The following is a 22950-nucleotide window of genomic DNA, read 5'->3' as shown; positions in this document are numbered from 1 at the left end:
TGCGCATTCTCCATGGCCGCTGGATGGACACGACAGTCTGCCTTTGAAAGGGGATAAACATGAATTTCGAGACCTATACCGAACGGGCGCGCAGCGTGCTGCAATCGGCGCAAACCGCCGCACTTGCCGCTGGCCACCAGATATTCCTGCCTGAACACATCCTGAAAGCCCTGCTGGAGGATCGCGACCAGCTCGCGGTCAACCTGATCCGGGCCGCGGGCGGAAAGCCCGAGCTCGTCCAGCAGAAGACCGAAGAAGCCATCCGCACACAGCCATCCGTATCGGGCGGCGATGCGGGGCTGCGGCTCGACCAGAAGACGGCCAAGCTCTTTGCCGACGCCGAAGCGGGCGCCAAGAAAGCCGGCGACAGCTTTGTCACAGTGGAACGTATTCTCGTCGCCCTGGCCGGCCTCACCGGCTCGAAAGCAGCCGACGCGCTGAAGACGGGCGGTGTGACACCGCAATCGCTGGAAACGGCTGTCGCACAATTGCGCCAGGGACGGACCGCCGACAGCGAGAATGCCGAGGAAGGCTACGAAGCCCTCAAGAAGTATACACGCGACCTGACGGCCGACGCTCGCGCCGGCAAGCTGGATCCTGTTATTGGACGTGACGAGGAAATCCGTCGTGCCGTCCAGGTCCTGTCGCGCCGTTCGAAGAACAATCCCGTGCTGATCGGTGAGCCCGGTGTCGGCAAGACCGCCATCGCTGAGGGCCTCGCGCTGCGCATCATCAATGGCGATGTGCCCGAAAGCCTGAAAGACAAGCGCCTGCTCGCCCTCGACATGGGCGCGCTGATCGCGGGTGCGAAGTTCCGCGGCGAGTTCGAGGAACGGCTGAAAGCCGTGATCAAGGAAATCGAACAGGCCGAAGGCGGCGTAATCCTGTTCATTGACGAAATGCACACCTTGGTCGGTGCAGGCAAGACCGATGGCGCAATGGATGCGTCCAACCTCCTGAAGCCGGCCCTCGCGCGTGGTGAGCTGCACTGTATCGGCGCGACGACGCTCGATGAGTACCGCAAATATGTTGAGGGCGACCCGGCACTCGCCCGCCGTTTCATGGCGGTCTATGTCGATGAACCGACTGTCGAGGACACGGTGTCGATCCTGCGCGGCCTGAAAGGCCGTTATGAAGCCCACCATGGCGTGCGGGTTTCGGATGCAGCCATTGTGTCCGCCGCTACGCTCTCCAATCGCTACATCACGGACCGGTTCCTGCCGGACAAGGCCATCGACCTGATGGACGAGGCTGCATCCCGACTGCGGATGCAGGTCGATTCCAAGCCGGAAGCGCTCGACGAGATCGACCGACGACTGCTGCAGCTGAAGATCGAGGCCGAAGCCCTCAAGAAGGAGAAGGACCAGGCCTCGAAAGACCGACTGGAAGCCATCGAGACCCAGATCGACGATCTGCAGGCCCAGTCCGACGAGCTTACCACCGCTTGGGCCGCCGAAAAGGACAAGCTGAAAGGCGCCGCCTCCGCCAAGGAGGAGCTCGACCGGGCTCATGCCGAAATGGCGGAAGCCCAGCGGCGCGGCGACCTTTCGCGTGCCTCGGAGCTGAAATACGCCGTTATTCCAGAACTTGAAGCCCGCATCGCCGCCGTCGAAAGAAGCGAAGGTGATGATGGTGAAGTCAAGGAGGGCCTGGTTTCGGAAGTCGTGCGCCCTGAACATGTCGCCGCCGTCGTGTCCAAGTGGACCGGCATCCCGGTCGACAAGATGATGGAAGGCGAACGCGAGAAGCTGTTGCGTATGGAAGACGAGTTGCGCAAGCGGGTTGTCGGCCAGGACGAGGCACTGGAAGCGGTCTCGAATGCCGTCCGGCGTGCCCGGGCAGGCCTACAGGATCCGCACCGGCCCGTCGGCTCCTTCCTGTTCATCGGCCCGACCGGCGTCGGCAAAACCGAGCTGACCAAGGCCCTCGCCGAGTTCATGTTCGATGACGACACCGCCGTCCTGCGGCTCGATATGTCCGAGTTTCAGGAAAAGCACTCCGTTGCCCGCCTGATCGGCGCCCCTCCGGGCTATGTCGGTTATGAGGAAGGCGGCGTGCTGACCGAGGCGGTCCGGCGCCGGCCCTATCAGGTGATCCTGTTCGATGAGGTCGAGAAGGCCCACCCGGACCTGTTCAACACCCTGCTGCAGGTCCTTGATGATGGCCGCCTGACCGATGGCCAGGGCCGCACGGTCGACTTCCGCAACACGATTATCATCATGACGTCGAACCTTGGCGCCGACGCTCTCGCAACGGGAGAAGCTGGCGAGATCAGCGATGCCCAGCGCGAGGCTGTGATGGGCGCTGTGCGCGCACACTTCCGGCCTGAGTTCATTAACCGGATTGATGAGATCGTCTTCTTCAAGCGGCTTGGACGCGCGGAGATCGACCATGTTGTCGACATCCAGATGGACCGCCTGGCGAAACTTCTGGCCGACCGCAAGATCAAGGTCGACCTGTCCAAGACAGCTCGCGACTGGCTGGCCGACCGCGGCTACGACCCGGTCTACGGCGCCCGGCCGCTCAAGCGGGTCATCCAGAAAGAGCTGCAGGACCCGCTCGCCCGTCTGGTGCTGGAAGGCAAGGTTGCCGACAACAGCACCGTGACAGTGGATGTCGAAGGGGGCAGCCTGTCGATCAACGGCGTACCAAACGACTTCGCCAAAGGGGCTGCCGCACTTAACTAAAGCCCGGTCTCAACTCACTTTTTGTTTCAGCCCCGTCAGTGCTTTGGCGGGGCTGAACTTTTCCCGATATGCTCAAATGCATGGGTGACCTGCACTTTTATGCCTTTAAAAATGCTGCGGGTGCGAGAAAGTAATATTGCACCCGCGAAAAGCAGGGCACTCAGGGGCGGACAACGATCCGCAATGCTCAACTGAAAAAAGGGCAATTACCATGAAGAAAAGCGTTTCCTCCATTCTGTTCGCACTCTCGATCTTCGGCGGCGTCGCACATGCCGACACCGTGTACTCCGAAGTCAGCGCGACATTCACCTATGACAAGGCCCTTCTGGCATCCGAAGACGGTGCTGCGAAGGTGCTCGACAGCATCGAAGCCCAGGCCGAACGGGCCTGTCGCAAGGTATCGGCCGTGTCTCTCGGCCTGACCGTGGACAAGGTTTGTGCAACGGACCTCGTGTTCCAGGCTGTCGATCAGATTTCCAACACGAACCTGTCGTCGCAATACGCATCGTCGGTCTACTTCACCGACTCCGTATCCGAGCGTCTGCAGCTGGCTTCGCGCTAAGCTGCGAAAACGAAGCCTGAGCGCTTCGCAAAGAATAGAGAACGCCCCGGCCTTTGATTTCGACCGGGGCGTTTTTTATGCGCGGCAATTGAGCAATCAGGGCGCCGGCGGTGTATCGCCCGGTTCGATGGCCGTGTCGCTGTCCCCGGACGCCATCATCTGGCCGCCCAGGCGGAGCGCATCGATGCCTGCGCGGACCTGTTCGAACTCAGCCAAGATTTCCGGGCTCTCCGACAGCTTGCGGCCCGTCGGCAGCTTCAGCGTCATCGCATTGACCTGCTTGCCATTGATCAGCACTTCATAATGAAGGTGCGGCCCTGTCGATGCGCCGGTGGAGCCGACATAGCCGATAATATCGCCCTGGCGGACCCGGCGCCCGGACCGGATGCCGGGGCCGAAGCGCAGCATGTGCGCATAGGCCGTTTCATAGCCATTCTTGTGCTGGATGCGGACATAGTTGCCGTAGCCGCCATAGCGGTTCGCGCGTTCAATCGTACCATGTCCGGCCGCATAGATCGGGGTTCCGCTCGGAGCCGCGAAATCGGTCCCCTTGTGGAGCTTGTTGTAGCCGGAGATCGGGTGGCGCCGGTAACCGAAATTCGACGACAGGCGCGCGCCATTGATCGGCGTCTTCATCAGGAACTTTGTGGCCGCATCACCATTGGTGTCGAAGAAGTCCGTCATCCCGTCATCGCCGGGCGTGAAGCGGTAATAGGCCTTGTCGAGCGCCTTGCCGTTGATCGCCGCGTAGATCACATCGCCAGTCCGCACATGATTGCCGCGCTCATCGACAATTTCTTCGTACACCATCTCGAATTCATCGCCGGGATGAATGTCGCGCTGGAAATCGAGGTCGAAGGCGAAAACACGGGCAAAATCGACCACCTGCTGGTCACGGGCGCCCTTGCTCAGCGCGGTTTCGTAAATGCTGGTATCGATCGTTGCCGTGATACGTCGGGCAACCGGCTCGGTGTGCGCGCGCAGAAGCAACGGCCTGAAACTGCCATCCGGCATCCGGCGCGACATGATCTGCTTGCCAGCCTCATTCGACATCGACAGCGAAGCCAGCTGCGCACTCTCTCCATCCCCGCGGAAATAAGCATTCACCTTCAGCCCGGCAGGAACGCGGCGCGGGTCGACAAGGTCTGCCTCATAAAGCGCCTTCAGCGACAGGGCCGCATCGGACCGGTTCGCACCGAGATCCTCAACGAGTTCGATCAGCGTCTGACGCGGGCGCAGCGCCGCCTCCCGGCGTTCAGCCATCACCGGATCGCCAAGCTCCTCAGCCGTCAGCACCGTCGCCGCCAGCGGCGTTGCGAGCGTGACAGGCACGGGCGTCTGCGCCTCGGCTTCGCGCGACTGGCCGACAAGGTAAAGCGTCGAGACCGTCGTTACGCCGGCGAGGGCGGTCAGGAGGGCGAGGCTGGTCATGCCTCGTGACAAACTGATACTCAACTGGAGGGCCTCCTTGGTCAGTATTCCATCAACCCGATGGGGAAACAGTATAGCAAACCCCTATCGGCATCTCCATCCTCGCCATTTTAAGGCGAAACGATTAAGTAAACCGGCCCGGAAGTGTTTTAATTTCGCGACCGGCTTTCACGCAAGTGGGCTGATGCGTTTGAAAGCAGCAACAGTCATTAAACTTTGGGCAGGTTAGGACATGGCGAAACAGGGTTCGCGCGCACGGCCATGGCTGCTTACCGCCCTCATCCTGCTTGGCGGTCTCCTGCTTTTGATAGCCGCAAGCTGGGCTTTCCGGCGACCCCTGGCCGGCTGGGCTGTCTCACGCTGGTGTACCTCTCAGGACTTTGTCTGCACGCTGAAAGTCGACGCGCTTGGCCCCGGCGGGATCGAAGTTCGCGACCTGGTCATGACCGCACCAGACGGCAGCGTACCCCTGCAGGCGGCAGCTGCGCGGATTGATCTTGATTGGCCCGGCCTGTTGCAACCGCAGCCCCGCCGGGTCACGGTAACCCGGCCGGTCTTGAGGGGGCAGTACGAGGCTGAAGGCGACACGCCGGTCAGCTTTGGCGGACTCGAAACACTCATTCCGACGAGCGGGGCCCCGTCGGCCGATCCTCCGACCGTGGCCATCTCGGACGCGCGTCTTGAACTGTCCACACCAGCCGGACCGCTCGTTGTTAGCGGGCAATTTACCGGCCGTCTGCCCTATGAAGGCGAGGTCCGCGCCGAGATTGAACCGGTGGAACTGAATACAGGCGATGAACGCCTGATCCTGAAGACCGGCATGGTGGATCTCAGCTTTTCCGGCCTGCGGGTTGATGGTGACGCCGCCCTCGATCTTGTCGAGGTGGAGTTCGAAGGCCTGTCTGTGCGCGATGCACGGCTGACGCTGGATATGGCAGGATCGCTCCAGCCAGCCGCCAGCTGGACAGCGGGCATCGGCCGCCTTGCCTATCGCGGCATGAGCCTGACAGGCGCCGATTTCTCCGGCGAGATGAAGGCACGCGGGCCGTCTCTCGGTCCACGTGAGGGTGCGCTGTCGGGACTGGATTCGCTGAGCGTATCCGGGACGGTCGAGACAATTGAAACGACCTTCCTCTCTGCCGGCCATTCAGACGTGTCCATAGACCTTTCCCGCGAGGGCAAAGACCAGCTGATGGCCGATTTCGCCCTCGACAGCGCCGACCTCCAGCAGGCCCGGCTGGCAGCGAGGCGGGCGACCTTGTCCGGTCAGCTTCACACCGAAGACAGCCTGTCGGCCTTCGATGCCAGCGGCGATCTTGTCCTGGAGGGCGCGGCCCTGAGCGCGCCGCTACGCGAAGCGATCTCCAGCCGGCTCGCCCTTGATATCGCTTTCGACGCGCACGCAGACGCATTCGCCGGCTGGCTCGACAGGGCCGCCTCGCAGTTCAGCTTCGGAAGCGGCGTGGAGGCCCGGTGGGGCGGCGAGGATGCCTGGTCCGTGGTCTCAACTGGCACCGTCACCGCGAAGGGGCCGCAAGGGGCCGTCCTGACGCTTGCGCCGCAGGGCACCCAGCCAGCCGTCAACCTGTCCGACAGCGGGACGGAGTTGACCGGCCTTCTGAACCTGACTGGCGGCACGGCGCCGAGGATCGCCGCCCTGGTACGGTCGTTGCGGTTTGGCGGCGGCACGCCGTTGCGGATCGAAACTGGCGGCGCATCGCTCAAACCTTGGACGGCCGAGGGGCTGACCCTGGCAGCGGACCTCAATGAGATCGGCCTTACAACGGCAGGCGCTGTGCCGCGCCTGAAAGCGGTTGGCGAGATTCGCGTCGATGGCCCGCTCTACGGCATGGGCCTGTCCGACACGCGCCTTTTCGGCGGGGTCGACGCGGTGTTCGACAAGGCCGGCCTGCGGGTTCAGGCCTACAAGACGCGCTGTCTCGGCCTCGACACAACAGGCGTACGTGTCGGCGGCGGCATAAGCGTCGCCGACACGACCTTGCAGCTCTGTCCAATCGACGGGCGCGTCATTCAACGGTCCAACGGGGTCGCCTCCGGGCGCTTCGACCTCAGTTCGGTTTCCATACCGTTCTCGTCGAATTCGACGGATGGCATGTTGTCGCTGGAAGATGCGACGCTGGACTGGCGTGCCGGAGACCGGGCGGCCATCGTGATTGAGGCCAGCCGCATGAGTGCGCCGCTGGCGATCGGCGGCAAGACGCTGGTGGTCACCTCCAGCGATCCGACTCTGGGCCTCGAAAGCGGGCGGCCCATCGCGCTGCGTGCGAATGTCGGATTTAGCGAGTTTTCAGGCAGCATCCTGCCGGCCGATTTGAGCCTGGCCAGCGCCTCACTGGATGCAACCCTGCCGCCTAACGGCCTGCGCGGATCCGGACAGGCCGTGGATGTCAAAATGCGTGATCGAGGCGAAGACCCGCTCTATGAACCGCTGACAGGACAGCTAAGCGCGACCTTCCGCGATGGCATCATGACGGTCAGCGGGCCGCTGACGACTCCGCGTGCCGGCCAGACCGTAGCCAATGCCGAACTGTCGCTCGCCCTCGACACACTTGATGGGACGGCCAACGTCTCCACGCCGCCACTGGTGTTCCAGCCGGGCGGCTTTCAGCCGACTGCACTTAGCGAACGGGTGCGCGGCTTCCTGTCAAATGCCCAGGGAGAGCTATCCGCCCATGCCGACTTCACGATCGATGGCGGCAAACCATCGGGCACTGGCTGGGTCTCGGTTTCGAACTTTGGATTCGACACACTTCGCCTTGGGGCCGTGCGCGGGGTCAATGGCCGGATAGAGTTCGACAATGTCCTGAAACTTTCGAGCCCGCCGGGCCAGGAGGTCAGGATCGGGCAGATCAATCCGGGCATCCCGCTCGAGAACGGGCTGATCGCCTTCCAGCTGATCAGCGCCACTGAAGCCATCCTGGAGCGCGCGCAATGGCCCTTTGCGGGCGGCCACCTCGTGGCAGGCCGGTCCGACTGGACGATTGCGGGCACGCGGGACGTGATCCGGATTTCCGCCGAGGCGCTCAGCCTGACAAGCCTGGTCGATGTCTTCAACCTGCCGGACCTGAAGGCTGAAGGGACGGTGTCCGGCACCTTCCCGGTCGAGATCGCGGGTCCCAACGCCTATATCCGCGACGCAGTCCTGACCGCGGACGATCAGGGTGGAACAATTGCCTATACTGGCAAGGCAGCGGAATCGGCATCGAAAGCCGACAGCCGCGCCGAGCTGGCCTTCAATGCCTTGCGGGATTTCCGTTTCTCGGTGCTGGAAATACGCGCCGACGGCAATCTCAGCGGAGACATGCTGATCACGATGAAGCTTGCCGGTTATTCACCGGCCGTGCTGCAAGGCGCGCCCTTCGTTTTCAATATCGGCGTGGATTCAAAGCTCATGCAGCTGATCCGCTCAGGCCAGCGCGCGACGGGCACCGACTGGCTGTATGATGTCGTGGCCGAATCCGTCGCCGCGCGGAACCAGACGACGCCTGAAAACACTGAGTAGAGTGAATAGACAAGTCACGAGCCATTCAATTATCGTTCAGCGCAAACAAGCCATGATGGCAGGATGACCAGAAAGATGACCCACTTGAAACGCCTCCCCGTCCTTGCCCTTGGCGCAGCCGCGCTCGCTGCGGCATGCACCCCCACCGTCCGCCTGGAAGCCCCGCGCGAGCCGATTACGATCAATCTCAACGTGAAGATCGACCAGGAAGTCCGCGTGAAGCTCGACAAGGAAGTCGAGGACCTGATCTCTTCCAATCCAGACCTGTTCTAGGAACCCGCCATGACCGCTTTTTTCCGTATTCTGATAACAGCCGTCCTGGTGGCCGGGGCCGCCGTCATGTTTGCCGGCAGTGCCAACGCCGGTGACCCTCAGATCGAGGCCGCCAAGGACCAGGGAGTCGTCGGTGAGCGTATCGACGGTTATCTGGGCATTGTCGATGGCAGCGCGGACGCCTCGCTCATGCGCCTTGTCCAGGACATCAACAACAAGCGCCGTGCCGCCTATGACAAGCTGGCCGAACAGACTGGCACAACGACCGAGCAGGTTGCCCGCGTCACCGGCGAAAAGCTGATCAGCCAGGCCGCCCGCGGCGAATATGTGATGGATGAATCCGGGACGTGGACCAAGAAATAGATTCCTCCATGACACGCACCACGATCGCGACCATAGCCGGCGCCATTATCGCCCTCCTTGTTGCAGGTTGGGGCGTCGCAGCGATGTGGCGGGATATGGGCGTCACGCTCAGCCTGCATGGCTGGATCGCCTATGGTCTCGGTGCCGTGGGCAGCCTTGCGCTCTCCGGCGGCCTGTTCTGGCTACTTTTCCACAGCGCAAGATCCGGACATGACGATCTTGAGCGCCCGGAAGACCTCGACGGGTGACAAATCACCCGCTTTAGGGCAAGCCAAGGGCCAAACGAATCGGTTAGCGTTTCTGCCTGACCTAAAGGGGCCAAGCCATGCAAGCCACGATCGACCCGGCACACCTGTCTGCCTATATCGCATCGCGAATCTGCCACGACCTCGTTTCATCTGTATCGTCCATAACCAACGCGCTCGACTTCATGAACGAGCCGCAGGAGTCGGAGATGCGCGCGCAAGCTGAAAAGCTGCTGCATGACGGCGCCGACAGCGCGGCCTCGAAACTGAAGTTCCTGCGCTACGCTTTCGGCTCGGTCGGCCTGTCGAAAGGCGCTGCCGACATCCACGACGCCAAGACGATCACCGAACGTTTCGTGGAAAGTCACAACTACAAGCCAGCCGTGGTCTGGGACATCGAGACCGAGCATCTCAGCTTTTCTCATGCGCGCCTGATCATGAACATGGTGATGATGGCCGTCGACTGCCTGCCGCGCGGCGGGACGATCACGGTGAAGGTCCGCAACCAGCCCGAGGGTCTCGGCGTCAGCGTCACGGCCACAGGCGAGCGCTTCAAGCTGCGCGACGATACCGCCGATGCTGCCGCCGGCAAGGAGCCGCAGGACGGCTGGTCAGCCCGCACGGTCCAGCCGCTTTTCACGCGCATCATCGCCGAAGGCCTTGGCGGCCAGCTTTCGGTCGAGAAGCGCGAAGCCGAGATTGCGGTACTCGCGACCGGCCTGAGTGCCGAGGGATAAACGGAGCGTTAACTCGATTGGCGTCAACTGGCGTCTTGATCGACGGTACATACCGGGGTGAGGCAATGAGATCCTGTTTGATCGTTGATGATTCGCGCGTGGTCCGCAAAGTCGCCGGGCGCATCATCCGTGACATGAATTTCGACGTCATCGAAGCAGGTGACGGCAAGGACGCACTCGACTCCTGCCGGTCGAACATGCCCGATGCCATCCTGCTCGACTGGAACATGCCGGTGATGAACGGGCTGGATTTCCTAAGGGCGCTGCGCCGCGAGGAAGGTGGCGACAAGCCAGTCGTCGTGTTCTGCTCAACCGAGAACGATGCCGAACACATCGGTGAAGCCATGCGCTCCGGGGCCAATGAGTACATCATGAAGCCCTTCGACGCAGACATCATCGAAAGCAAATTCGCGGAAGTCGGCCTCGTCTAAAGCAATTTATTAACCTGAAGGCGCCATCTGTTAACGCCTGAAGAATCAAGATGGGCCGTCGGAAGACCGATCATGGACGAGTCAGTGTATCAGGAAATAGCCGACCTGGCGCGCGAAGGCGCAGGCCTGCTCATTCCACAGTCCCGGTCCTATCTGATCGAGGCCCGGCTCGCGCCGATCCTGCGCCGTGAAGGCTTTTCCGAAGTCGCCGAACTGGTCGCCTGTCTGAAAGCCCGCCCGAACACGAAGCTTCACAAGGAAACCGTGGCGGCGCTGACCTCGAAGCTCACCAGCTTTTTTCGCGAACGCGACATGCTGGAGCGTATCGCCTCGCATATCCTGCCAATGATGGCGGAATCGGCGGGCGAGGAGCCCTTGCGCATCTGGTGTGCCGGCGGCGCGGGCGGCCATGAAGCCTACTCACTGGCAATCCTGCTCGAGGAATCCGACCAGCTCCGCGACCGTCCGATTGAAATCCTGACCACAGACATCTCGGACGCCTGCTCGGAAGCGGCCCGGGCCGGCAAGTTCGGCCATTTCGATGTCCAGCGCGGCCTCTCCATCCACCGGTTGCTCGAACATTTCGCCCGCCAGCCGGACGGCCAATGGCAGGTGACCAGCACGCTGGCAGACCGCATCGGCATCCGCACGCACAACCTGCTGGACGATGCCAGCGGCCTGGGCCTGTTCGATGTCATCCTGTGCCGCAATGTCATCAAGGACATGACCCGCGAGGCCCGTAACCAGACCCTGCTGAACCTGGCCCGCCAGCTCACTGACGGGGGCGTGCTCATCCTCGGCAAGGATGAGACGGCGACCGGGCTGATCGACGGTCTGGAACCATCACGTGACCTGCGCGGCGGGTATACCCGCAAGGTCGCCCGCGGCGCGCTTGCGACAAAAGCCGCCTGACGGCCAGACGCCCAGGCTCATCGCGGCCTGAAGCCCTTCCCTGAATCATTGCGCGGCACGGCGCTGGCTACAGCGCGCCCGACTCCATACCCGCCGCCCTCGCCCGCAAGACATGCCGACTGGTCACGACAAGACGGGCTTGATTTTCGGACGCTAATCATCTACTTTGTTTTTCAAAGTTATTTGGAGAACGAAAATGTCAGCGAATTTTTCCGATGATCTGGCCTATGTGCGCGAAGTCGCTGAGTCCGGCGCATCTGCCCCGCTGCTGGGCGGGCGCTTCCTTGTCTGGTGGGGGCTACTCGTCACGGCGGCCTATCTTGGACACTATGCCATTCTAAAAGGCGTTGGCGGCCTGAACGCCGATGCCATCGGCATGATGTGGATCGGCTTTATCGTCATCGCCCTGGCCGGCCATTTTGCGTTGGTCTTCCTCTTCCCCTCCAACAAGCCGGGGGCATCCTCGGCCGGAAACCGGGCATCGGCCAATGTCTGGATGGCATCGGGCTTTGTGCTGTTTTCCTTCTTTACCGGGGTCATGATCAAATCCTTCCTGGACGGCACCGCATCGCCCGGTTTCAACTGGTCGATCCCGCTGGTTCTCGGCGTCTACGGAATCTCGCAGCTCGTCAGCGGTCTGATGGCGCGCTCATTGGGGCTTATCGTTGCTGGCTGGGGCGGGATCGCCTTTGTCGGGATCACCGTCATCATGATGCACACACCGGAACTCTATCTTGCCGCCGCCGTCGCCGCCGCTTTGATTGTCCTGCTGCCGGGAATCATGATGCTCCGTGAAGAACCGTCCACGACGGTCTGAGGAGGCTGTCATGAGCGACAACAACCCTTTCGACCACAGCCAGATCGATGACGTCATCCATGGCCGTCTCAGGCTAGGGGTCATGGCCTATCTGTCATCGGTCAGCCCGGCTGTGTTCGGTGAACTGCGTGACAAGGTCGGCGCGACAGACGGCAACCTCTCGACCCACCTGAAAAAACTCGAAGAGGCCGGCTATGTCCATCAGGAAAAGCGGTTCGTCGGCAAACGTCCGCAGACCCGCGTCTTCCTGACCGATGCGGGCCGCAAGGCCTGGCTCGACTGGATCAGCCGCATGCGCGCGATCATGGACGCAGCCGAATAACGATTTGGTCATGATAGAAACGCCGGCTGGCACGCCCTGTTACCTGAAGGACAGGTTGCTCAGCGTTCAGCCGCATCTTGTTAGAAAGAGGGGGTAGAAAGACAGGAGCAACACCACTCATGGCCCCTTTCAAACGCCTTGGACTAGTCCTCGCATGTACCACCGCAATGGCCGCGCCGGCTGTGGCCGAGCACTCCTTCCACCGCGGTGGTGATGGCGCGGCCATCGTCTATGCCCACCCCGACTTTCGCGGCCAGTCACTTCGCGTCACTGGTCCGATCACCCACCTCAACCGTTACCGCTTTAACGATAAGGCCTCCTCCATCCGCGTGACGGGTGGCAGCTGGGAAGTCTGCGTCGATCCGAATTTCCGGGGCCGCTGCGAGATCATCACCTATCGCGAAGGCCAGCTGAACGACTATCGCCTGAACGACAAGATCACATCGATCCGGCCGGTGACCTATCGTGGCGGCCGTTATGATCGCGATGACAGGTATCGTGACTGGGGCCGTAATCAGCGCCGCGGCGATGACCACTACCGGGGCGGGCGTGATCACGAGTATGGCCGCCGGCATGGGGGCTATGCCCGCAATGCGCCGGTCGTCCTGTTCCAGCATCCCGGCTTCCGGGGTGACGCCCTGCCCGTCGATGGCGCGATCCCGCATCTCAACCGGCTGCGCTTCAACGACAAGGTCTCGTCAATCGCCGTCAATGGCGGTGCATGGGAAGTCTGCTCGGATCCCAACTTCCGCGGCCGCTGCGAGATCATCACCGGGTCGGTGGACAATACGAGCTATTACCGGCTCAACGACAACATCACCTCGATCAGGCCCGCCAGCCGCCACTATGGAAAGCGCTGGTAGTCAGGCTCATCAAGGGGCTTCCCGGCAGCGCCCGGCGCGGCTAGGAAGCCCCGATGAGCAAGACTGACGCGAATGCTGACAGACTGATCGTGCTGGGCATCATTGCCGGCGCGCACGGCGTTCGCGGCGATGTACGGGTCAGGAGTTTTACCGAAGCGCCTGAAGACATCTTTTCCTATGGCCCGCTCCTCTCCGATGACCGCGACGTCCTGCTGGAGGCGAAAAGCGTCAAGCCTGCCAAGGATCACTACATCGTCACGCCGAAAGCGCCGCGATCGAAAGAGGACTGGGACGGTCTGAAAGGCGCGCGGCTGCATGTGCCACGATCGCGCCTGCCGGCGCCTGACGATGATGAGTTCTACATCGAGGACCTGGTCGGCCTCGACGCTGTCTCGCGAGACGGGTCAGCGATCGGCAAGGTGAAGGCGGTGCACGATTTCGGCGCCGGGGACCTTTTGGAGATCGCGCCCAAAAACCAAGGTGAGCCATCCTTCTTCGTGCCGTTCACGATGCAGGATGTTCCCGAAGTCCACTTCGCGGCCGGGCAGGTTGTTGTTCTGGATGCGGCGAGCTGGGCGGACAGGTCAGATCCGCGCGAGGAGGACAAGGGCGACTAGATCGTCCCGGCATCCTTTGCGAGGTCGAGCAGGTAGGATTCCAGCTTGCGGCTCTGCTTCTGGAGATTGAAGCTCTCCATCGCGAATTCACGGCCAGCCTCGCCCATTCTGGCCGTGCCATCGACATCGCTCAGCATGCGGGCCAGGCGGTCGGCGAGAGTGACCTCATCGCCTTCATCGACCAGGTACCCGGTCTCGCCATCCTTCACGCACTCGGTAATACCGGCATGGCGGGTCGCCGCCAGCGCACAGCCTGACAGCATGGCCTCGATACAGACCAGCGGCAGGCCTTCGGCATCGCCCGATTTCGCCCGGCGTGAAGGCACAACCGCGATGCGCGCCTCGGCCCAGTGTTTCGGCATGTCGTCGGCTGGCACCCATCCGGGCAGTTCGGCGACGATTTTCGCCGCCTGCAGCTTCTTCACCAGCTCGTCCTTGAGCTCGCCATCGCCAATCAGGCGGATCGTCCAGCCATCGAGTTCCTCGCCGAGGCGCGACAGGGCGCCGATCAGCGTGTCGATGCCTTTCTTTTCCGTCCAGCGGCCGGCAAAGACGAGCAGGTTCTTCTTTTCGCCCGGCTGGAAACGGTCGGGATCGGCGGTGTTGTGATGCACCACCATCTTCTCCTCCGGCGCCCCCTTGGCGAGGAGTTCGCGGCGGATGAAGTCCGAACAGGGCAGGATGAGCTGCGCCTCGTTCCAGAGCTTCGCCCGGCGCCGGTTGTAGACCCGCACGAAGCTGTCCTTGGTGTTCGATGTCTTGGTGGCGTCACCGCCATAATACGTCACCGCCAGCGGCAGGTTCAGCTTGCGCGCGAGCGGCAGGGCATAGGCGCCGGACTTGCCGAAGCTGGCATGGATGGCGACCGGGGACACAGCCTTCAGCACCTGCTCCAGCTTGGCCGAGACAGTGCCGAGCTGCTTGAAGGCCGATTCCCCGCCCGGCCCATGCAGGCGGCCAAGCTGGATCACCTCGGCGCCATCTGGCACCGGGCCCTTGAGTTCGTGACCGATATAGACGGGTTTCAGCTTGGAGAAGGCCGAGTAGCCTCGCGGAATGAAACTCTCCGACGGTGTGAACAGCTTGTCGCAATAGGCAAGGAAGCGCTTCGGCTCACTCACGATAAGCACCTCAATCTAGGAACCATCGTTGAGTATGGCAGCTGACAGCAACCGTCAAACACGTCTTGGCAGCAATAGCAGCTTCGCCTAAGACCCCGCTTCAGCCTGAGAAGGACACCGACATGACTGCTTACCGTTTGTTCGGCGCCGAAACCTCTCCATACTCGCTTAAAGTGCGGTCTTTCCTGACGTACAAGGGTATCGATTTCGACTGGATTGCCCGCTCTCAGGCGACCGAGGAGGAATTCCAGTCCTTCGCGCGCGTGCCGACCGTACCGCTACTGGTCTCGCCCAATCGCGCGCCGAACCAGGATTCGACCGATATCCTGTCCTGTGTCGAAAACGACCATGCCGAGCCTTCGTCTGTGCCGGACGACCCGGCCTGCGCCGTGCTGGCCCTTATCCTGGAAGACTATGCCGATGAGTGGCTGAACAAGGTCATGTTCCTGAAGCGCTGGGGCCAGAAGCCGGACCGCGAGGCCGCGGCCGACCGCACCATGGAGCAGCTTTTCGACGGCAAGCTTCCGCGCGCAAAGAAGAAAACCCGTGACCAGATCATCAAGCGGATGCGGGACCGCCTGCCGCTGGTCGGGGTCGAGAAAAAGAACGAGAAGACGCTGAATACCTCGTTCGAGCGCTTTGCGACGCTGCTGAACAAACACCTCGAGCACAATCTCTTCATCTTCGGCGGACGCCCGTCCGTCGCCGATTTCGCACTCGCTGGCCAGTTCTCGCAAATGCTGATCGACGAGACGCCGGGCGCCTGGCTGCGAGAGAACACGCCGTTTGTGACGGCCTGGTGCGAATTTATGGACGCCCCAAAAGCCGGTGCGCCGTTCAAGCCGCTTGAAGAGCTTAAGGAGACGCTTCTGCCGATCTTCAAAGGCGAGATCACGCAGACCTACCTGCCATGGGCGAGCGCCAATCTTGCTGCGGCCCAGGACAAGCAGGACCGCACGTCCGTGAAGATCGAGAAGAAGGCGTTTGAGCAGGTCACCCAGCACTACGCGGCGACCTCTTTCAAATCAGTCCAGAAGGCCGTGCGGCGTCTCAACGAGAATGAAGCCTTGTCGAGCTTTCTCGATGAAGCTGGCGCCAAGGATTTCTTCGAGCCCTCGAAGAACTGAACGCCTGAAAAAACACCCCGGACCTTCCGGCCCGGGGTGCTCGTTCCTGTCAGGGAAATCAGAGGCGCTTAGGCGGCAGAGACTTCCTTCTTCTCGCCTTCGACCAGTTTCGGCTTCGACTTCTTGGCCGAAACCGTACCGATTTCGATCTTGCGCGGCTTCTTGGCTTCGGGAAGCTCGCGGACCAGATCGATGCGCAGCAGTCCGTTTTTCAGGCTGGCACCGGTCACAATTACGTGATCAGCGAGCTGGAAACGGCGCAGGAAACCGCGCTCGGCAATGCCGCGATGCAGGAACTGGCGCTCATTGGCAGCCTCGTCCTGAACCTTCTTGCCAGCCACGGTCAGTAGGTTTTCATTGGTTTCGATTTCGAGATCGTCCTCGGCAAAGCCAGCAACGGCGATCTCGATCGCGAAGGCATCATCGGCCACACGCTCAATGTTGTAGGGCGGATAACCTTGCGTGCCGTCGAGGCGGCTCGCCGAATCGATGAGATTCGCCATACGGTCGAAGCCCACCATGGTGCGGTAAAGGGGGGTAAGGTCAATCGTGCTCATGTCACAGTCCTCTCTAAGCAACTGCGTCCGGCGACCCGCCGGACTCGAGTTTTCGGCTCATCTGTCGCTCCGGCCCGTTCATCGGCACCGGCAGATTACCGGTCCGGACCCGCTTGGCAGCGCCCGGACATAATGTATTTGGGAAGACTCAACTGCTGTTCAAGAACCTGAAAGGATGCAGGATGAAACGGATTTTAGGAACGAGCCTCATTGCGCTGGCGCTGGTTGCGTGCAGCAATGAGCCGGAATTGAACGAATCGGCATCGGCCCCGACACCACCGGCTGAGACGCCCGACGCCGCTGCGGACACCAGCGAGCCTGCTGCAGATGAGCAGGCGAGCTTCACCGTGGCGGATGCCATGGCCGGCTCCTGGCGCACCGACGAGGAAAAGGCGCGGGACGCGTTTCGTCACCCTGCAGAAACGCTGGAATTCTTCGGTGTCGACGGCGATGAGACCGTTGTCGAGATCTGGCCGGGTGGCGGCTGGTACTCCAACATCCTGGCGCCCTACCTGCACAAGAATGGCGGCCAGTTCGTCGCGGCGACCTTCGATCCGGCCGGGTCTGAGCGCGCCGCCAAAATCGTCGAATCCTACAAGGCGAACTACGCCGCGAGCCCGGAAACGTTCGGCGATATCCAGTATGTCGTCTATGGCAGCGAGGCCGCGCCGATGGGCGAGCCGGAGAGCGCAGACATCGTGCTGACCTTCCGCAATGTCCACAACTGGATGGGCGGCGGCCATGCCGACAAGTTCTTCGAGGAAGCCTACCGCATCCTGAAGCCGGGTGGCACGCTTGGCGTTGTCGAACACCGCCTGCCCTCCTCCATGGAGCAGGATCCTTCCGCCGCCAGCGGCTATGTCCATGAAGACTATGTGAAGGGCCTCGCCACCGCGGCCGGTTTCGAATTCGTGGAAGCCAGCGAGATCAACGCCAACCCGGCCGACACGGCCGACCACCCCTTCGGGGTCTGGACGCTGCCACCCGTCTCCCGGACGGCAGACAGGGATGGCAATACGCCCGAAGGCTTCGACCCTGCACCTTATCTTGAAATTGGCGAATCCGATCGGATGACGCTGAAATTCGTCAAGCCGGCGCCGGCCGAGGCGCCAGCAGAATCGACTGACGGCGAATAGACCGCCGGCACATTATTAGCCGCCCTCTCCGCCCGGATACGCCTCCGGTTGGGGCGGGCGGCTTTTCTTTGCGCTCCACAATTCAGCAGCCGTCAAAGGATGACGGCTTCACGCAGCGGCCTCTTGTGCCTAAAAGCCCGGCCATGACGATCCGCGCCCTTTTCCCGACCAGCCTGTATACCGCCCGCCTGCCGGATGATGACTGGCGTGAAGCGCTCGAAGAAGCCTGCTGGATGGTGGAAGACGGCGATGCCGCCGGGCATGCCTGGTGCGAGGAGAAAGGTTATCCGGGCTACACGTCCTACGCCTCGCTCGACGACCTGCCAGCCCGGGCAACGGCCTTCGAGTTGCTTGCCGAATGGCTGGAGGAGCAAGCCTGGACCTTCGCGAAGGGCCTGCACTGGGACGTCGATCGCAAACAGTTGAGCCTCGACGCCATCTGGGTGAACATTCTGGGTGAGGACGGCCACCATTCCGGCCACATCCATCCCGGCAGCATCATTTCCGGCACGGTCTACATCACCATGCCTGACGGCGCCGGCGACATAAGGTTTGAAGATCCGCGTCTGCCGATGATGATGGCGGCGCCGCCGGAGACGGACGATGCGCCGGAGGCGGCGCGCCGGTTTGTCTATGTGCCGCCCAAAGCGGGCGACCTTCTCATGTGGGAAAGCTGGCTACGCCACGAGGTGATGCCCGGGCGCACAGAAGACGCCCGGATATCTGTCAGCTTCAATTTCGGCCTGAAACGCTAAGGCCTACTTCGTGCGGCGCACCTTGTAAGCACCGCTTGGACCGTCGTCGAAGGTCAGGCGAGGGCTGCCCACCAGGGCTGATTCAATCGTTGCCTGAGCAGGCAGGGACTTGGGCGGCCGGACGTTTGTTACCATCGTCTGCTCCCACTCTTGGCCATCTGCCGTGATGAAATAATGGCGCCCCGCATTGTTCCTCAGGATCCGCGTTACCGATACGCTGATTTCGTTCGCCTGTTTCGACTTGTCCCCGCGTGGGAAGACGCGCGCCCAGATCGGCGTACTGTCATCCTCAGCCTCGGGTTCAGCCGGCACCTCAGGTTCCGGCGCAGGGGGGGCGGCGGCCCAGTCCGGCACAGAGGCCGTGTTCTGGCCGTCGCCGGAGTTCGCGGCTTCACGCGTTGCATTCGCGCCCGGTGCAGCTGCAGCAACATTGGCAGCAGGGCCTGACGCATCCGAACTGGCCGACGAGCCGGCCATTGCCGCTTCGCCATCGAGGGCATCGGTGAGGCTGCGCGCCGCCGCCTCGAAACAGGCGAGGCGTTCTGCCGCATCTTCGATACTCAGACAGGCTGCAGTCCGCTCGGCAGCGCTATTGAGGTCCTGCTCCTGTGCCTGAACGGGCAGGAGCACTGCGAGAGAGAGAGCCGCCAGGGCGAGAAATCTATTTTGCACGATAAGTGTCCACCATTACCTAGATGTCTGCTTTTAGGCGCTATGGCGCCGAATTCCAAACGTTCCGCGCAGACTGCACCCCTTGACGGTCTCGCCCGTCTTGTGCAGTGCAGCGCGGTTGATGCCGGGATGGCCCCGGCCTGACCGTTTGACAGGAACTGACATGGACATTTCGAAGATCGCTTCCGGAAACAATGTACCGGACGACCTCAACGTGCTGATTGAAGTCCCTCTGGGGGGCGAACCGATCAAATACGAGATCGACAAGGCTTCGGGCGCCATGTTTGTCGACCGCTACCTTTACACATCGATGCGCTATCCCTGCAATTACGGTTTCGTGCCCCACACGCTCAGCCTCGACGGCGATCCGATTGACGTCATGGTCGTCGGCCAGCGTGCCCTGGTTCCGGGCGCCGTGGTCCGTGCTCGTCCGATCGGTGTACTGCTCATGGAAGACGATGGCGGAGAGGACGAGAAAATCCTGGCTGTGCCGCACCAGAAACTGACGCGCTATTACGAAAAGATCCACAACTACACCGACCTGCCGGAAACGCTGTGCGACCGGATCGAACACTTTTTCGCGCACTACAAGGACCTTGAGCCGAACAAGTGGGTCAAGATCACGGGCTGGGAAGGCGTCGAGAAGGCACGTGAACTGATCAACGCATCCGTCGAGCGGTTCAAGCAGACCGGCTAGCCAGGCAGGAGGCCCGCTGAGGTGGAGTTCGGCGTCTGGCTCGCCATGATTGGCCTGTTCCTGGCGGGCGGACTCACACCGGGTCCGGCGGTCATGCTGGTCGTCTCCTCCTCGCTGCGCTACGGCTTCCGGCCGGCCATGCTGCCGGCGATCGGCGTCTCGACCGCCAATCTCGTCTGGATTTCTCTGGCTGCTGGCGGTGCCGCTGCCATCGCTGCCCAGTTTCCTGCAGGTTTCCTCGTCCTGAAACTGGCAGGACTATGCTTTATCGGCTGGCTCGCCATCGGCCTGATACGGGCCAGGCCGCGCGACCTTCGCCTGTCACGTGAGGCCATGCCCAAGCGCGCCGCGCTTTTCGGCAAGGGACTCGGTCTTCAGCTTGCCAATCCAAATGCGCTGGTCTTCTTCGGCGCGCTATTGCCGGGCTATTTCGATGCCAGCCGACCGCTGATACTGCAGGTCGCGATCGCCATCGCGACCATCACCTTCACGGAAATGCTCGGCCTCGCTTTCTATGCCGCCGGAGCCGACCGGCTGGCGCGCAGCTTCGCGACGCCGAGCTTTGCCAAGTGGTTCAATCGGGGCGCAGCCGCCCTGATGTTCAGCTCGGCGGCCTTCGCGGTCTGGGCGACCAGTCGTTAGGCCTCGACCACCGAAAACTCACCGTTGTCGGAATCGCGCCAGTGCAGCTCGCCTTCAGCAATGGCGAACCATGCGCCATGCAGGTCGAGCTCGCCGGCGTTCACCCGTTCCTCCACGAAGGGGAAGGTCATCAGATTTTTCAGCGACGTGTCGATGCCGGCAAATTCAAGCGCCCGCTGCGGGTTGTTTGCCTTTTTGGCCAGGATGTCGTCCCGCGCCTCGTCCAGCAGGCGGACCCAGGGGGCAATGAACTGGCCGACCGGCTTGTCTCGTGCCGCAGACAGCGACGCATTTACACCGCCGCAGCCACCATGCCCCATGACGAGGATATGCTTCACCTTCAGCGCCGTCACGGCGAATTCGAGCGCCGCGCTGACACCGTGGAGGCCCTCAGTCGTTTCGTAAGGCGGGACGAGATTGGCGACGTTGCGGACAACGAAAAGCTGGCCCGGCGCGGCGTTGAAAATGTCGGCCGGCTCGGCACGGCTGTCGGCGCACGCAATGATCATGATGTCGGGATCCTGCCCGCGTCCGAGTTCCTCATAGAGGTTTGCCTGGTGCTTGTAGACGCCACGGCGAAACGCGCGGTAACCGTTCTTCAGATCTTCTGGTGTGCGCATTCATCACTCCTTGGTCGCAGATTTGCGCAGGCAATAGTCAGGCTTTCCGCTTTCTGCAAGCAATCATGAGACGGTCCGTTCACTTTCGCCCAACCATTTCGGAGTATCGAGGTGATGGCCGCCCCTGTCCATGGCGGCTTACGGAGATCCACATGGCCGAAGCCGAAAAGACGACAACGCGGAAGAAGACGACGCGCCGGCGTCAGGGGCCGCGTCGCAGCGAAGCCTCGCGCGCGGCCATTCTCGAGGCGACCCGCGAGGAGCTTGCCACTGCCGGCTGGCGCAAGTTCAGCGTCGACAGCATCGCCCGGCGCGCCCATGCGTCCAAACAGACCATCTATCGCTGGTGGCCAGCGACTGGCACGATGTGCCTTGAAGCAGCGACCTCGCTGCTGCAGCCGACGCAGACCTCCGGCACCGACCCGGTCGAGCGGATAGCCTCACTGCTGATGCCGTTCGAAGCAGCGACCCGAACCGGCAACGGTCACGCTGTCCTTCGCGGCGCGCTGATGGCGGCCTCCGACGAGAAGGAAGCCGGCGATGTGTGGCGCAACTGGATGAAGTCGAACGTTCGCGCGCCCCTGCGCCTTATCCTGGCCGAACTGGCCGCGAAAAAGCGCGTGCGCCGTGACTACGACCTCGACGAGGCCGTCAATGTGCTGACCTCGCCAGCCTGGCACAATCTGCTGATCATGCGCGCGCCCCTCAAGGATGGTTTTGCCCAGGAGCAGGCCGTCAGGCTACTACGCGTCCTGGCGCCTTAGGCCTTCGCGCCGCGCTTGCCGCCGCCATAGGCCGGATCGGACATGGCGCGGGCCTCATCGAGCGGCCAGCGCGGACGGGCTGAAAACATCATCGCATCAGCCGGAACCTCACCAGCCGACAGCCGCTCGGCGCCCGCCAGCGCGATCATCGCCGCATTGTCCGTGCAGTGACGCAGGGGCGGCGCAATCAGCCGCGCGCCATGTCGCGCCGCGACCGCATCGAGGGCCTTGCGGATGGCGGTATTGGCGGCAACACCGCCGGCCACGACCAGACGTTCGCCGTCAAAGCCGGCCATGGCCCTGTCAGCCTTGACCGCCAGGCAGTCGGCAATGGCCGCCTGATAGCTGGCGCAGAGGTCGGCCACATCCTGCTCGGACAGGTCTTCCGCCTCGATGATGCGGGCCGCCGCTGTCTTGAGGCCTGCGAAACTCATGTCCAGGCCCGGCCTCTCGAGCAGCGGGCGCGGCAGCTTGTAACGCGCTGGATCACCCGTCTCAGCAGCCTTTTCCACGGCCGGTCCCCCGGGGAAACCAAGATGCAGGAGCTTGGCGAGCTTGTCGAACGCCTCGCCCGCCGCATCGTCGATGGTCGTGCCGAGACGGGTATAATCGCCAAGGCCCTTCACGAGGATGAACTGGCAATGGCCGCCAGACACAAGCAGGAGCAGGTAGGGAAACGGGCAGTCCTCGGCCAGGCGCGGCGAGAGCGCGTGGCCTTCAAGGTGATTGACCGGAATGAAGGGTTTGCCCGCGGCGAGCGCGATCGCCTTGCCGGTCATCATGCCGACCATGACCCCGCCAATCAGGCCCGGCCCTGACGTCGCCGCGATGGCGTCGAGGTCGGTCACGGCCAGCCCGCTTTCCTCAAGCGCCGCGGCCACCACCTTGTCGGCAATGTCGGCATGGGCGCGGGCTGCGATCTCCGGCACCACACCGCCATAGGGCGCATGCGCCTCAACCTGGCTGCGGACGATCTCCGAGAGGATGGTTGCCTTTCCATCTTCCAGGCGCAGAACGGCTGCGGCGGTCTCGTCGCAACTGGTTTCGATGCCGAGGACAGTATGGCGTGTCATGGC

The 22950-nt window shown here is 62.4% G+C and carries 25 protein-coding genes; 19 read left to right on the top strand and 6 right to left on the bottom strand.

Annotated elements, in window-relative coordinates; translation table 11 throughout:
- Positions 1 to 59: 59 nt before the first annotated feature.
- Together clpB and D1223_RS08135 are read left to right on the top strand one after the other, a co-directional pair.
- On the top strand, positions 60 to 2687 hold the full coding sequence (clpB, locus tag D1223_RS08140) for an ATP-dependent chaperone ClpB (RefSeq protein WP_119375894.1): 2628 nt from the start codon (positions 60 to 62) through the stop codon (positions 2685 to 2687).
- A 211-nt stretch (positions 2688 to 2898) separates the two neighbouring features.
- Positions 2899 to 3249: a UrcA family protein gene (locus tag D1223_RS08135; RefSeq protein ID WP_119375893.1), complete on the top strand. Its 351-nt coding sequence runs from the start codon at positions 2899 to 2901 to the stop codon at positions 3247 to 3249.
- 96 nt (positions 3250 to 3345) lie between these two features.
- Here D1223_RS08135 and D1223_RS08130 read toward each other — a convergent pair whose 3' ends face one another.
- Entirely contained in the window at positions 3346 to 4704 is a 1359-nt protein-coding gene (locus tag D1223_RS08130) for a peptidoglycan DD-metalloendopeptidase family protein (RefSeq protein WP_233353087.1), read from the bottom strand.
- Positions 4705 to 4912: 208 nt separating this feature from the next.
- Here D1223_RS08130 and D1223_RS08125 point away from each other — a divergent pair, with 208 nt between their 5' ends.
- The 11 genes from D1223_RS08125 to rimM all read left to right on the top strand — a co-directional run bounded on the left by D1223_RS08125 (position 4913) and on the right by rimM (position 13783).
- Positions 4913 to 8203 carry an intermembrane phospholipid transport protein YdbH family protein gene (locus D1223_RS08125; protein WP_119375891.1) on the top strand — a complete coding sequence of 1097 codons (3291 nt, stop codon included), beginning with the start codon at positions 4913 to 4915 and terminating at the stop codon, positions 8201 to 8203.
- Positions 8204 to 8266: 63 nt separating this feature from the next.
- Positions 8267 to 8476, top strand: coding sequence for a YnbE family lipoprotein (locus D1223_RS08120; RefSeq protein WP_233349617.1), 210 nt, complete (start codon positions 8267 to 8269; stop codon positions 8474 to 8476).
- Between the two features lie 9 nt (positions 8477 to 8485).
- Positions 8486 to 8839, top strand: a complete 354-nt coding sequence (locus tag D1223_RS08115) for a YdbL family protein (RefSeq protein WP_119375889.1) — start codon at positions 8486 to 8488, stop codon at positions 8837 to 8839.
- A gap of 8 nt (positions 8840 to 8847) precedes the next feature.
- The gene (locus tag D1223_RS08110) at positions 8848 to 9087 is read left to right on the top strand and encodes a hypothetical protein (protein ID WP_119375888.1); all 240 of its coding nucleotides are present in this window, start codon (positions 8848 to 8850) and stop codon (positions 9085 to 9087) included.
- A gap of 77 nt (positions 9088 to 9164) precedes the next feature.
- Positions 9165 to 9821, top strand: a complete 657-nt coding sequence (locus tag D1223_RS08105) for a histidine phosphotransferase family protein (RefSeq protein WP_119375887.1) — start codon at positions 9165 to 9167, stop codon at positions 9819 to 9821.
- 65 nt (positions 9822 to 9886) lie between these two features.
- Positions 9887 to 10252, top strand: coding sequence for a response regulator (locus D1223_RS08100; RefSeq protein ID WP_119375886.1), 366 nt, complete (start codon positions 9887 to 9889; stop codon positions 10250 to 10252).
- A gap of 72 nt (positions 10253 to 10324) precedes the next feature.
- Positions 10325 to 11164 carry a CheR family methyltransferase gene (locus tag D1223_RS08095; RefSeq protein ID WP_119375885.1) on the top strand — a complete coding sequence of 280 codons (840 nt, stop codon included), beginning with the start codon at positions 10325 to 10327 and terminating at the stop codon, positions 11162 to 11164.
- 196 nt (positions 11165 to 11360) lie between these two features.
- Positions 11361 to 11981 (top strand): hypothetical protein, encoded by a 621-nt coding sequence (locus D1223_RS08090; protein ID WP_119375884.1) that lies wholly within the window; start codon positions 11361 to 11363, stop codon positions 11979 to 11981.
- Between the two features lie 10 nt (positions 11982 to 11991).
- On the top strand, positions 11992 to 12303 hold the full coding sequence (locus D1223_RS08085; RefSeq protein ID WP_119375883.1) for a winged helix-turn-helix domain-containing protein: 312 nt from the start codon (positions 11992 to 11994) through the stop codon (positions 12301 to 12303).
- A 119-nt stretch (positions 12304 to 12422) separates the two neighbouring features.
- Positions 12423 to 13166, top strand: coding sequence for a beta/gamma crystallin-related protein (locus tag D1223_RS08080; RefSeq protein WP_119375882.1), 744 nt, complete (start codon positions 12423 to 12425; stop codon positions 13164 to 13166).
- 53 nt (positions 13167 to 13219) lie between these two features.
- Positions 13220 to 13783: a ribosome maturation factor RimM gene (gene rimM, locus D1223_RS08075; RefSeq protein WP_119375881.1), complete on the top strand. Its 564-nt coding sequence runs from the start codon at positions 13220 to 13222 to the stop codon at positions 13781 to 13783.
- Here rimM and D1223_RS08070 read toward each other — a convergent pair.
- Entirely contained in the window at positions 13780 to 14904 is a 1125-nt protein-coding gene (locus tag D1223_RS08070; protein ID WP_119375880.1) for a glycosyltransferase, read from the bottom strand. The genes rimM and D1223_RS08070 overlap by 4 nt on opposite strands.
- A 122-nt stretch (positions 14905 to 15026) precedes the next feature.
- On the opposite strand from D1223_RS08070, the gene D1223_RS08065 reads away from it, so the two are divergent.
- A complete protein-coding gene (locus D1223_RS08065) occupies positions 15027 to 16031 on the top strand; it encodes a glutathione S-transferase family protein (protein WP_119375879.1) in 1005 nt (334 codons plus the stop codon).
- Between the two features lie 68 nt (positions 16032 to 16099).
- Here D1223_RS08065 and D1223_RS08060 read toward each other — a convergent pair whose 3' ends face one another.
- Entirely contained in the window at positions 16100 to 16588 is a 489-nt protein-coding gene (locus D1223_RS08060) for an Hsp20 family protein (RefSeq protein WP_119375878.1), read from the bottom strand.
- A gap of 182 nt (positions 16589 to 16770) precedes the next feature.
- Here D1223_RS08060 and D1223_RS08055 point away from each other — a divergent pair, with 182 nt between their 5' ends.
- Both D1223_RS08055 and D1223_RS08050 read left to right on the top strand, forming a co-directional pair.
- The gene (locus D1223_RS08055; RefSeq protein ID WP_119375877.1) at positions 16771 to 17724 is read left to right on the top strand and encodes a class I SAM-dependent methyltransferase; all 954 of its coding nucleotides are present in this window, start codon (positions 16771 to 16773) and stop codon (positions 17722 to 17724) included.
- Between the two features lie 143 nt (positions 17725 to 17867).
- Positions 17868 to 18479: a TIGR02466 family protein gene (locus D1223_RS08050; RefSeq protein WP_119375876.1), complete on the top strand. Its 612-nt coding sequence runs from the start codon at positions 17868 to 17870 to the stop codon at positions 18477 to 18479.
- Between the two features lie 3 nt (positions 18480 to 18482).
- On the opposite strand, the gene D1223_RS08045 is transcribed toward D1223_RS08050, so the two are convergent.
- On the bottom strand, positions 18483 to 19151 hold the full coding sequence (locus tag D1223_RS08045; RefSeq protein WP_147372724.1) for a hypothetical protein: 669 nt from the start codon (positions 19149 to 19151) through the stop codon (positions 18483 to 18485).
- A gap of 163 nt (positions 19152 to 19314) precedes the next feature.
- Here D1223_RS08045 and ppa point away from each other — a divergent pair, with 163 nt between their 5' ends.
- Both ppa and D1223_RS08035 read left to right on the top strand, forming a co-directional pair.
- Entirely contained in the window at positions 19315 to 19848 is a 534-nt protein-coding gene (gene ppa / locus D1223_RS08040) for an inorganic diphosphatase (protein ID WP_119375874.1), read from the top strand.
- A gap of 21 nt (positions 19849 to 19869) precedes the next feature.
- Positions 19870 to 20490, top strand: coding sequence for a LysE family translocator (locus D1223_RS08035; protein WP_119375873.1), 621 nt, complete (start codon positions 19870 to 19872; stop codon positions 20488 to 20490).
- Here D1223_RS08035 and D1223_RS08030 read toward each other — a convergent pair.
- The gene (locus tag D1223_RS08030) at positions 20487 to 21110 is read right to left on the bottom strand and encodes a carbonic anhydrase (protein WP_119375872.1); all 624 of its coding nucleotides are present in this window, start codon (positions 21108 to 21110) and stop codon (positions 20487 to 20489) included. The two genes, D1223_RS08035 and D1223_RS08030, sit on opposite strands and share 4 nt — an antisense overlap.
- Positions 21111 to 21262: 152 nt before the next feature.
- On the opposite strand from D1223_RS08030, the gene D1223_RS08025 reads away from it, so the two are divergent.
- Positions 21263 to 21874 (top strand): TetR/AcrR family transcriptional regulator, encoded by a 612-nt coding sequence (locus tag D1223_RS08025; protein ID WP_119375871.1) that lies wholly within the window; start codon positions 21263 to 21265, stop codon positions 21872 to 21874.
- On the opposite strand, the gene tsaD is transcribed toward D1223_RS08025, so the two are convergent.
- Positions 21871 to 22947, bottom strand: a complete 1077-nt coding sequence (tsaD, locus tag D1223_RS08020) for a tRNA (adenosine(37)-N6)-threonylcarbamoyltransferase complex transferase subunit TsaD (protein ID WP_119375870.1) — start codon at positions 22945 to 22947, stop codon at positions 21871 to 21873. The two genes, D1223_RS08025 and tsaD, sit on opposite strands and share 4 nt — an antisense overlap.
- Between the last annotated feature and the right edge of the window lie 3 nt (positions 22948 to 22950).

The organism is Henriciella mobilis, assembly GCF_003576285.1.
GTDB classification, from domain to species: domain Bacteria; phylum Pseudomonadota; class Alphaproteobacteria; order Caulobacterales; family Hyphomonadaceae; genus Henriciella; species Henriciella mobilis.
This window is presented reverse-complemented; position numbering and strand designations above follow the sequence as displayed.